Here is a 10,916-nt window from a genome sequence, read left to right as displayed (position 1 = left end):
GCTGGAACAGCTCCCACAACTCGTCTGGCACCAGCCGCTCAACAATCCCCACCACGGCCCACAGCATAACGACTCGGCCAAATGAGATGACCTCTTAGGCAGCCACTTTGGCGCGAGCCTCGAAGATCATGGCCCCAACGTCGTGCTTTACCGGGCAGGACCACGGACTGCCCGACGCGCCGGAAGCTTACGGGGCCATGATCACTCGCGCCAAAGCAGCTCCAGCCCAAAGCCGCTCCGCCGACCTACTCAGTAAGCTCACCGCTGTTCAGGACTCTTGTCGCAGAATCGTCATGATTCTTTCCTCGGCCGCCTTCAAACCGCCGGCTGCTTCAACCCCCTCCTCTGTGCGCATCTTATCTAGGGAATCCCTGATGCCACGCCGGATGAGTCGCTCACTCCTGCCGGCCAACTGTTCCCTCAGACTGTCGGCAAGTTCCACAAGACTCTTAGGGAGATAGTCATACTTCGAAACGTCAACAAGCAATGGCAAATTGATACGCTCTTCACGCTCGATATTGGTACGCAACGGCCCCAACCTCAGAAACTGAGAAAGAAAGTCGGGACTGAGCACTGGAGAGGCTGGTGCATTTTCGAGCCTACTCGAAAGCTCCCACTTCAGACGGAAAGCGACTTTATCCAGGGTCACCAACCAATACTTATCCCCCATAGGAGAAGAAGCGCCACGATTGCGCAGTTCAATGATGCCGACCGTGTTTTCCACGTCGTGGGCGACAAGCCGCTGCTTTATGGCAGGGTCCCATTCGGGACTTGCCTGTGTCTGCTTACGCCGCCTTTCGTGTGCCTCATTCCAGACTTCTTGCACTGCAGCCCTCAGCTCAATCGGCGCTGACCCTGCCTCTTCAGTGAGGTTTCTGTTCTTGATGGAGAGCTCTTCCTCTAGATAAAGAAGCACATCCTCCACCGGACGCACTGTTCCACGGAAGTTCTCGATCCACTCAAAAAATCCGGAGCGCGCACGCCCACTCAGGGCGTATGCGGCGTAGAGGAACGGTACCGAACCGTTCCACAAACGCACCTCTGTGCGACTAAATTGAAGGCATCTGTTTAGATGACGCTCCACTTCTTCGACAATGCCATCCGTAACGAATAGTCGGATTCCAGCGTCAGCCGCCGCCTTGAAGATAGTCGTATAGTGCCGCTGTGACGGATCTTCGATCAGCGTCTCTGCAATAAGCGGCAGAATCACTGACGTGTCGATCCAGAAATCACCTTCTGAGAAGAGATTTATAACTACCTTCTGCACGTCGGGGGTTTGCCGAAGGAATGAAAATAGGGTGTAGCCGTCGGCCAACCTACGCAGATGTGTCCGGACCTCTTCCGTAGGAGCGTCCAAGACATGCGCAAGGACATCAGCCACAACTTGTGTTCGGAGTTTATGATGCTTCCTGACCGGTTCGTCTCGTAGTATCTGCTCCACTCCCTCCCGATCAGCGTGGCTCATCTCGCCTGTCCGCACGGCCTCGGCAAAAGCTTCTCCTCTTTTCAGCAGAAGCCATTCCAGGCTGGCGCGAAGCTCAGAGGCTGCCCCGGCCTTTTTGTTACTGACGATCTCTCCGCCGTAGAACTCAGCGGCCTCGATCAGTTGCTCCTCCAAACACCGCTCACCCTGCACAAATTCTGCGGTCCTCTCTCGAAGACGTTTGCGCTCATCGTGCGCGAGGCAGAACAAATCCTCGGTTTTATGGTGCTTCACTCTTCCTTTTTTCCCGGAAAGCCGAAGGAGTGCCCCGTCAACCTGGCCATCCACCTGTTGCGCATGGCCGGCCGGGAGAAAGGAAGAGACCCGATCGTGCACTTGCTTGCGTGACAGCAAATTTTCGGGCGAGGTGTCATGCAATGCTGAGAGAGTCAATGATTCAAAGGATTCGCGAGTAAGCCCCTTTTCGCTGGCCTCGTCTTGGTTCTGCAGTGAGAGGTGCAGGAGCCCAAGTCGCGCCTCCTGTTCGTTAAGCGCTAGACCTACTTGCGAAGAAATTTTTTCCTTTCGCAGCAACGGATCCACAATTCGTACGCACAAGTCTTCGCTGGCGCTCGCCCTCTGTGGACTCGTTTCTCTTCGTTCCAGAAACCAGTTAGCGTCTCTAATGTCGACAACCACACCCTTTTCTCTAATGGTAGTGCCCACTAGGTCGTCCGCGGCTGGGCCGATCTCTTGATTTGTCGCGTAGATCAGTCTTCTGACATCCTGAAAGTTCTCCGCCAGTCGTTTCAGCGTTTGATTGATCTTTGACTTCCAGTCTTGAGTGACCGAGTACTGCACCATATCAGTGGGCTGTTCGTCCGGGATGAAGAGTTGCCCGTCCCGCCCCTTGTCTCCTTGGGTGGCAGCCATTGTTCTTAGGCTGGGATATTCAACTGCTAGAAAATCGGCTGCAAATTCCTCAAATACACGCCAGTCGCCGGCATCAAGGGTCTTCAGTGCTAGCCGCAGTCGCTGCCTACTCATGCGCAGAGGCTAGCTGCGCACCTCGTCATCTGTCTCGCTCTGCGCGAGAAAAATGATGGCCGTTGTGCCGAGAGGGTCACCGCTCGGCCGTCACGCGACGCGAACGCACATCAGCGTAGGGAACTCCCACGAGGGCGGCGCAACCGAGCATCGGCAAGCGCCCGCGTGCATCCGAGTGACCGGTGCACTCCCTCCCAGCTGACGGCCAGTTAGTCCGTGGTGCTAGCGGCCTCATGTTCCAGGGGTTTACGGGCCGTGAACAGGAGAGACAAGCGGCGAGGCGAAGCGAAGTCTGCTACGCCACCCCAAAGCGGACGGGCAGTGCCAGCGAATGGCGGGACTGGCACCTCCAGGTGCGCCAGCATCGAGGCCCGTGGTCGGCCAGCCCCGCGCACGAGTACCCCTCCGGGCCGTCTTGGAGGCGCTGTTGGTCTGCTGTGCCGATCAAAGGATCCCAATAGGCTTTCTACGAGAGCGCGCCCAGGCTCCGAGTGGGACTGGGCGCGCCGTTCGTGAGTGCCGACCTTCCTGGCGTCCGAATCGTTCGTACGGTGCGGCATTCTGTCTACGTGTCAGAGACCGGGCCCACTCCACAGCATGTGGGTCGACGGGCAGGCTTGATGGGAACTGGGAGCGCAGCCGTACAACGACCTGGCGGTCGTCGTGGAACAGGTCGTGATCGGCCAGCTCACCAGAGCACGGACGGCGGCCTCTCTGCGGCGGGCAGTCTGGCCTTAGCCGCAAAACTCTTTCAGTCGCCCCCACAGTCCAGCCGCGTCCTCGACGTCTTGCTCACCGGCGAGAAGGTACTTCCAGGTGACCCCTTGGACTTGTGGTGATGAGTTGGCTGTATTGGCCCATTTCTTCGCTGCGCGCCGTTTGGCCTGGACTTCCGCAGTCGACATGTCCTTATCGCTCTTCGTCTCCACGAGCCACCCGAAGCGTTTGCCGTCGATCTCCTCGATAACGACGAAGTCCGGATTGTAGTTCCTGCCGTCCGTAGTCCACTGAATCGGCACATCGTTGTTGTGCAGGCGCGCCCAAACGATGACAGAGCTGCTGCTGTCGATCAGACCGGCCGCCTGGAACTCCGGAGTGCTGTCGAACCAGGCGTGGCTGTATAGATTCTTCTGCCATCCGTTAAACGCCAGGGCCTTGTCGAACGTGCCGTCTGCGTGTCCAGCTTCCTGTTTCCGCTGCGCTTTGCGGATCTTGTCGATTGCCAACCATTCGACATCGTCTGTATACATGATCTGGGTAGGGTTGAATTCCCGGAGCGTCTTGCTGATCTGCCGGGCGAGTCGCTGTCCGCACACCTCGACAAACGCTGACAGGCACTCCTGGGCCCCGTCGCCCATGGCCTCGATGACGCAGTCAACGATCCGCTCTGCGGCCCCAAGTTCGTTCTTACGGTTCGGCACGTCCTTGGCCGACATGACGCGGCGAATCAGCGCTTTGCGGGTTTCCGAGAGCGGGATGTCCAGAGGGAGAGCGGCCTTTATGGAGTCTCGGGCAGTCTCCGCGCGAACCTGGGCCTTTTGCCAGTTGTGGCTCGCAGACAGTTTAGTGCGCCGCAGCTCCTCGGAGTGCTCGGTGATCAGAGCTCGTCCGAGGCGCTGGAACGGCCCGTAATCCTCCGGATCGATGTCGTTCAGGCTCACAATTGTCGGATGGGGTACGGACAGGAGTCGCGGGATCACGATCGGCTCCCGGTCCGGCAACGGCGGATATTCGATGATCGTGTCCGACTGCGCTTCCTTCCTCGCCTGGCGTGCCCGGTTCTCCTGGTCAACGATCTCGACGAGGGGAACTGCGTCTGTCGATGCTGTGGTTTGTTTGAGATCGCCTGGCTCTGGCGACAGCAAGAACCCCTCGCTTGTAGCAACATCTGCGGTCTGGGCCGTCGTGGAAGGTCGTGTGGCCGGGATGATCGGACTCGGCGCGGGGATGGCCGTCTGGCGGACCTCCAAGCTTCCGTCGGCCGCTCGCCGCAGGTGCGCGTAGGTGCCGTAGTCGATGAACGCCTCGTTGAGGACACTGCGCTTCTTCAGCAGATCGCCGTACTTCTCATGGGCTAGGACCTCGAGGGTGTCGAGGAACTCCACATGCGTATAGCGACCGAAGGGGAGCCGCATGCCGCGGCCAAGGGTCTGCTCAGTGAGTACTGTCGAGACGGAGGCGCGCATAGATGCGATGACGTAAACGTTCTTGACATCCCAGCCCTCCTTAAGCATCCCTATGCTGATGATGATCCGCACGGCCGAGTCGGGTTCCTCCACCGCCTGCAGGTCTGCGAGGGCTTTCTCCTTTTCATCGCCTTTCAGCTTCGAATGCACGAGCAAGGTCGTACCGACCCAGGCGCCACCGTCGAAGGAGCTGGAGTCAAGAACGTCTTGGTACTCCTTCGCTTCCTCGATAGACCCGGCAATGACCAGCATGACCGGGTTGACTCGCGGCAATCCGTGCTCGGTGCAGTACGCGTCGGCTGCTGCGCCCTTGTACCGCAAAAGGTTGACGCCGTCGAGGAGTTTGGTCTCCGTGTCTGTGCGGTCGTCACGACGCGCGACCATCACCGGGGTCTTCACCAATTCGTCCGCGATGGCTGCAGCAAGGGGGTACCTAAATGCGACCAAGTTTTCGTCGGCCCTGACGGGTGTGGCGGTCAAACCGACAACGAGTTGCGGCTTAAGGTCGGTGAGGGTTCGAGAGAATGCCGGTCCGCGGTAGCAGTGATGCTCATCGGCAAGGATCACCAGGTCCTCAAGACGAGCGAGACGCTCGAAGAACGAGGCGCCTAGGTTCTCGGAGTGAACATGGGTGGCGCGCCCCTCGCCTGTGGACGTAGTCAGCGCTTGAACGGTTAAGATGTACAGCTTTGTGACACTCGCGTCGTCCATGGCCACCCTGGTGGCCGGCGCGTTGAAATTGTCGGCGGTTACGACATACGGGGTCGAGCGCATCACGGGCCGCAGTGACTTGCGGTTTCCAGGGGTGAAGTTTTGTACCGACTTGTCGCGGATAGTGCGGCCGGGCGCCAGCAACAGGAAGTTCCGTGCCGGACTCTCGGCGCCTGCCAAGTATTCCATGAGCCCGGCCATCACATAGGTCTTTCCGACACCAGTCGCCGAGTCGACGATGCATTCGAATGGGTCGGATCTCTCTTGGATGTCGTAATGATCGGAGGCGCGGAGGATTACCGACTCGACGGCCTTGCGATTGGGTTCACGCAGGTCGAGACGGTGTGCTACCTCGTCGAGGAGATCGGCCTGGAATCGCAATTCCCCCATCAGACACTCTCCCTCTTCACCCCAGCGGGAACGGAATCGCTTGTCTCCGTCGTTGTACGAGGTGGCGGTACGGTATAGCCGGCCCCGAACGAGGCTTTCGAAGCTGACGTACGGCGGTAGTTGTCCAGGACCTTGTCTGGGATCAGCTCAAGCTTGGAGCCGGGTCGGCCAGTCCTCAGTGTCTCGGCTGCCTCGCTGTCGATCTGGGTGGCCCAGATCTCGACGACCTCACCCTCGGGCAGTCGGTCAAGAACGGACGCGATGGTCCCTTTCCCGACCATCCCATCGATCACGAGATAGCGGGTGCGGCCCTGGCGCCCAGCGAAGATGTCGTCGGGCTCGTAAGAAACGGACAGTTGAGCGCACATCGCTTCGGCGAGCGCCCCCTGGGTTGCCCAGTCGGCGAGCACCACGATGCCGGCAACCTCCTCGAACATGGACTCCCCGACGCGCAGGTGCGTGAAGCCGCCGCCTCCGTGCCAGTTCAGGGTCGTGGCGTTTCTGGTCTTGGTAGCGGCCTTCAACGCCTTGATGGTCTTCTCATCGAGGTTGGCTGAGTTCGCCTTGACCACTTTGCTGAGCACCCGGTTGAACTCCTGCGCGTTCTCCGGAGAGACCCCCTCGGGCAACTCCATATCGTCTTCGTCGTCACCGGCGACCGCGGCTATTCGCTCGGTGATGCTGGTGACGCCTCCGGGATCCTCTCCCTTGACTACCTTCGTCAGGCGAGGGCGCAGGAATCGGCTCACGTTTGCGGAGACCAGCTCACAGGTCACCCAACGGCGTCCCATCTTGTGTGCAACGGCCGCTGTCGTGCCGGATCCACCGAAGCAGTCGAGAACGATGTCGCCTGGGAGCGACCCGATATGAACAATGCGAGCGATTAGCTGCTCAGGCTTGGGGGTGGCGAACGGGTGCTCGTCCGGGAAGAGAGCCCTAACCTCGTTCTTCCCACGCATATTGCCGCCGACCTCGCTGCCCAGCCACAGGGTTTCCGGTACGCGACCTCTATCCTCAAGGTGCTTCTTGCGCTGGATCTGCTCCCCAAGGCCGAGCATGACAAGGTCCGGCCAGTGACCGGCGTCGTACCGCGCCCGGGCCTGCGCGGCAGCCTCGTCGAGCGGTATAGAAAGCATGATCGCGGGGACCCCGGGCCTTACCTCGTCCGCTGTGATGCCGCATCTCCGGGCCCGCTCTACCTCGTCACCGATGTCGCGAAGTTCATACGGTGCGTACTGCGACAGCTGTTCGAGCATCCATGACTGTGCCTTAGCCCAGTGGCGGCCTTCCCGCGGATAAATCCTCTTCCCGGTGACCGGGTGCTCAATCGCGTAGACCATCGACTGGTGCGTAGCAGCGCCGCTTGCCGTTGCGTTGTCGTCGCGCCACGGGATCGGGTCCCCGTCCCGGGACTTGTAGCGGGACGTGTTTGAGACGGCAAGCCTCGGCATGCGGTTAGGGGTCCAGGACTCGCTCTTGCGGTACACGAGGATGGTGTCCTGCGACGTCGAGAGCCGCTTGGTGTCGTTCTTGGGCGAGTCAGCCTTCTGCCAGGCGACTTCCGCGACGAAATTGTGCTCGCCCAGCTCTTCGTCCAGGACCACGCGGCAACGGTGGGACTCCGTGTGATCCAGATGGACCCACACAGAGCCGTCCTCGGCGAGCAGTGGCCTTATCTGACGGATGCGGTCTCGGAGCAGGGTGAGCCAGATCGAATGCGCGATGCTGTCTTCGTAGTGCGGGAACGCCTGCCCGGTGTTGAACGGCGGATCAATGTAGACCAGCTTCACCTTGCCGAGATACCGGTCGGCGTAAGCCGGGATCTTTGCCAGGGCATCGAGGACGTGCATAGCGTCGCCGGTGACGAGGAGGTTGTCTTCAGTCGGTTCCGGCAGCTCCGCCGGCCGCTCCTGGGGCGTGGCGGCCGTGAACCGACCGACCTCGTGGAGTAACCGAACCTCGGAGACGCGGTAGTCCGAGGAGTCGACGAATGAGTAGTCGTACCTACCGTCACCCGTGGACAGGAGAGTCTTGTCCTTGTTCGTCCAGGTGAGTTCGAGTCGTCCGCGATGACGGGACGTCAAGTATGAGGCCATGCACAGTCCTTGGGGATCGAGTCGTGATCTCATCCTGGCGCAAAGATCGTGCTGGGTACACAGGAATCATCACGTCCTCTCGAAGATCTCCGTTCTGTCGATCCGAGTGACCCGCCTGCTCGCATCGCTGCGACTCCGCTTCCTGGCAGGACGGTTGGACGTCACCAGGTGGTCTCTGATGCTCATCGGCGTCCTTCGAGAGGTCGTTGGCGAGGGACTTGTGGCCGGTTGCGAGCGGGTCGGGGTCGGCGAGTATCAAGTGGCCGTCGGCAAGACTCGTCCCACGCTGAACGCGGCGGGCAATGCTCGCAAGAGGCGCACCGCCTACCGAGAGGCGTGGGAGAGGCCCCCGCAGTGCTGATACCGCGAAGTTGGCTCAGGCCGGCGCGCTTCAGCGCCTCGCACGAAGATGCGCGTACGCTCGGACACGTCACCTAGCCGCGGGCGGATGCTGCATCCGCTGCGGCTGCCAGGCTGCTCGCCCGTTTGGAAGATCTGCCCCCGAAGGGGCAGTGCGGCCTCTCAACAACCTGGGACAGCACCCGCCCTCAACCGTCTGGCCTGCCGTGGACCATTTGTGGACGGGGAATCTTGCAGAAGGCCCTAGGGAACCCTTGACCTGCGAATATAAGAAACACGGCAGGGCCCTCCGGAGCCGTGTGCGCAGGTTCGAATCCTGCCGGGGGCACCTTGCATGAGGTGCCTAGAGACCCCGTGAACAGCGGAAACGCTGAGTACGGGGTCTTTGCTTATGTGTCAGGCGCGCGGAGCGCTGGATCGAGGGGCCCGGACGGCGAGGCCCGGGGCTGTGCTCCTATGGCCGCCTTCGTAAGCCTTCGCCATCGTAGAAATCCTCTCCAGGATGCCGACGAAGGCCCGTACTGTCGCAGAAGGGGTCCTTCCCAGGCTGCCTGAGCATCCCTACCGAGTCACGAAAGGCTTCTCCGGGCCGCCTAAGAAGTCCCTCATAGTCGTAGTACCCGTCCCCGGGTTGCCTTCGGTACCCCTTGCCGTCGTAGTAACTCTCAGTGGTGGAGTACATCCACACCTCCTGGAACAGCCACGGCGCACGGAACAACAGCAAGTACCCGGTTCACTACACCATGCCAGAGCAGTAAGAGGGTGCCCCCCATGCTCCCCCGCCATCACAAGGGCGCCCCTCGCCGCAGGGCACGCTTGGAAGCCGAGCAGATGGCCCGCCGATCATTGCCATAACGGCTTATGCGGCGGCCAACTCGCACCACACGACCTTGCCCCGGCTGCCGTCTCTGGTCAGCGGCTGCCACCCCCACAGGTCGGCGCAGGCCCGGACCAGACCCAGCCCCCGCCCTTCCTCGGCGTCGGCGACCTGTGCGAGCGGTGCGGGTGGCTCCGGTGGTTCGGGGTCGGCGTCCCAGGCCGCGATGCGGAGTACGCCTGCCGTCCAGCGCACGCGTAGTGCGGCCGGGCCTTTGGTGTGGCGTACGGCGTTGGAGACCAGCTCTGTCGCGAGGAGTTCGGCGGTGTCGACCAGGCTGATCAGGCCGTGCATGGTGAGGATGAGGCGGAGGGTGCGGCGGCTGATGGTGACGGCACGTGGATCGTTGGGGATGTAGAGGCAGTACTCCCAGGAGTCGGCCAGGGTTTCGGGCATGCGTCAGCTCCGTTTGTGGCAAGTGGGGTTGAGGGCAGGCGGTGGCATTGCCGCAGCCGTCGGGGCAGGGCGGAGCGGTGCGCTTCCGCTGCGCGTTCGTTACGTCACTGACGGTAGACCTTTATTTACATACCTAGCAAGCTGGTCGAGTAATCTCTCCCCGAACGATTTGCGTTCGCAGGCGCGTTGGATCGAGGAGCAGTTGATGGGCTTGAGGCGCGAACCAACGGCACGTCAGACGCGCCTGGGGACCGAACTGCGCAGACTTCGCGATGCCGCAGGCCTCAAGGCTCGCGAAGCGGCGGAGCTGCTCGGGGTGAGTTCCGTCCAGATCAGTCAGATCGAGTCCGGCTTTTCGGGCGTGAGTGAAGAGCGGCTGCGCCGCCTTGCGGCTCACTACATGTGCACAGACGAGGGCTTGATCTCAGCTCTTGTGGCTATGGCGACGGATCGGACGCGCGGCTGGTGGGAGGAGTACCGGTGGTCGTTGCCGAAGCCGTTTCTCGACCTGGCTGAGTTGGAGCACCACGCAGCGCTGTTGAGAGAGGTGCAGTTCCTCTACGTCCCCGGCCCGTTTCAGACAGAGGACTACGCTCGCGCCGTCTTCTCCTATCGGGTCCCTGGACTACCCCAGGATGAGGTTGAGTTGCGTGTTCGTCATCGGATGCAGCGCAAGACAGCCCTCGGAAGCACTCCGTACGAGGCAGTCATCCATGAGGCGGCACTACGCATCATGGTCAGTGATCGCACCGCCTCCCGGGTGCAGCTCTCACACCTTCTGGAACTCTCGGAAGCGGAGCACGTCACCGTGCGTGTCATCCCCTTCGACCTGGAGGGGTTCGCCGGCGCCGCGAGTGCCATGACGTACGCGGAAGGCGCCGTACCGCGGTTGGACACAGTTGTACGCGATGGTCCTCATGGCGCGGCCTTCATCGACTCCGAAGCCCAGCTCGGCGCCTTTCGAGCGCTCTTTCATAATGTGGAGGCCGTATCGCTCGCTCCCGAGCGGTCGCGCGACTTCATCCACAGGTTGACGAAGGAGCTGTGAGGCACACCATGGACACCCCCGACACGTGGCGGAAGTCGTCCTACTCAGGGCCCGGCGACGGCGACTCATGCGTGGAGATCACCAACCGCCGGACGCACATAGCCATCCGCGACTCCAAGGACCCGGCCGCCGGCATCCTCACCTTCCTGGCCGGGTCCTTCGCCCCCTTCATCGAAACCCTGAAGGACCGCGCCCTCACCGACTTCGCCAGGTTCCGCGGCTGATCCACTTCGTCACCCGAGCCATAGCCAGCTCACACGCGAACAGCGGCACTGTCGTCGCCAGCGGTGGCGGTCGCACTGTCACCACGGCGCCGAACAACGAGCGACAGGTTCGCAGCATGGCGGGAAGTGGAGAGTAAGGTCCACCTGAACCATATTTG

At 61.3% G+C, this 10,916-nt stretch carries 6 protein-coding genes; 2 read left to right on the top strand and 4 right to left on the bottom strand.

The window, feature by feature from the left end:
- Window positions 1-268: 268 nt before the first annotated feature.
- The 4 genes from ACH45E_RS38065 to ACH45E_RS38050 all read right to left on the bottom strand — a co-directional run bounded on the left by ACH45E_RS38065 (window position 269) and on the right by ACH45E_RS38050 (window position 9,486).
- A complete protein-coding gene (locus ACH45E_RS38065; protein WP_361450255.1) occupies window positions 269-2,470 on the bottom strand; it encodes a hypothetical protein in 2,202 nt (733 codons plus the stop codon).
- A 734-nt stretch (window positions 2,471-3,204) separates the two neighbouring features.
- Window positions 3,205-5,757 (bottom strand): DEAD/DEAH box helicase family protein, encoded by a 2,553-nt coding sequence (locus ACH45E_RS38060; RefSeq protein ID WP_361450252.1) that lies wholly within the window; start codon window positions 5,755-5,757, stop codon window positions 3,205-3,207.
- Window positions 5,757-7,853 (bottom strand): site-specific DNA-methyltransferase, encoded by a 2,097-nt coding sequence (locus ACH45E_RS38055; protein WP_361450249.1) that lies wholly within the window; start codon window positions 7,851-7,853, stop codon window positions 5,757-5,759. The genes ACH45E_RS38060 and ACH45E_RS38055 overlap by 1 nt, the downstream gene beginning before the upstream one ends.
- Window positions 7,854-9,072: 1,219 nt before the next feature.
- Window positions 9,073-9,486: an ATP-binding protein gene (locus ACH45E_RS38050; RefSeq protein WP_361450246.1), complete on the bottom strand. Its 414-nt coding sequence runs from the start codon at window positions 9,484-9,486 to the stop codon at window positions 9,073-9,075.
- Between the two features lie 205 nt (window positions 9,487-9,691).
- Between ACH45E_RS38050 and ACH45E_RS38045 the strand changes: the two genes are divergently transcribed.
- Window positions 9,692-10,534 carry a helix-turn-helix transcriptional regulator gene (locus ACH45E_RS38045; protein ID WP_361450243.1) on the top strand — a complete coding sequence of 281 codons (843 nt, stop codon included), beginning with the start codon at window positions 9,692-9,694 and terminating at the stop codon, window positions 10,532-10,534.
- 8 nt (window positions 10,535-10,542) lie between these two features.
- Window positions 10,543-10,758 (top strand): DUF397 domain-containing protein, encoded by a 216-nt coding sequence (locus ACH45E_RS38040; RefSeq protein WP_361450240.1) that lies wholly within the window; start codon window positions 10,543-10,545, stop codon window positions 10,756-10,758.
- Window positions 10,759-10,916: the final 158 nt, after the last annotated feature.

Origin of the sequence: Streptomyces sp. NPDC020299, assembly GCF_044387825.1 — a bacterium.
Classification (GTDB): domain Bacteria; phylum Actinomycetota; class Actinomycetes; order Streptomycetales; family Streptomycetaceae; genus Streptomyces.
The sequence above is the reverse complement of the archived record's forward strand: the minus strand, read 5'-3'. Positions and strand labels throughout refer to the sequence as shown.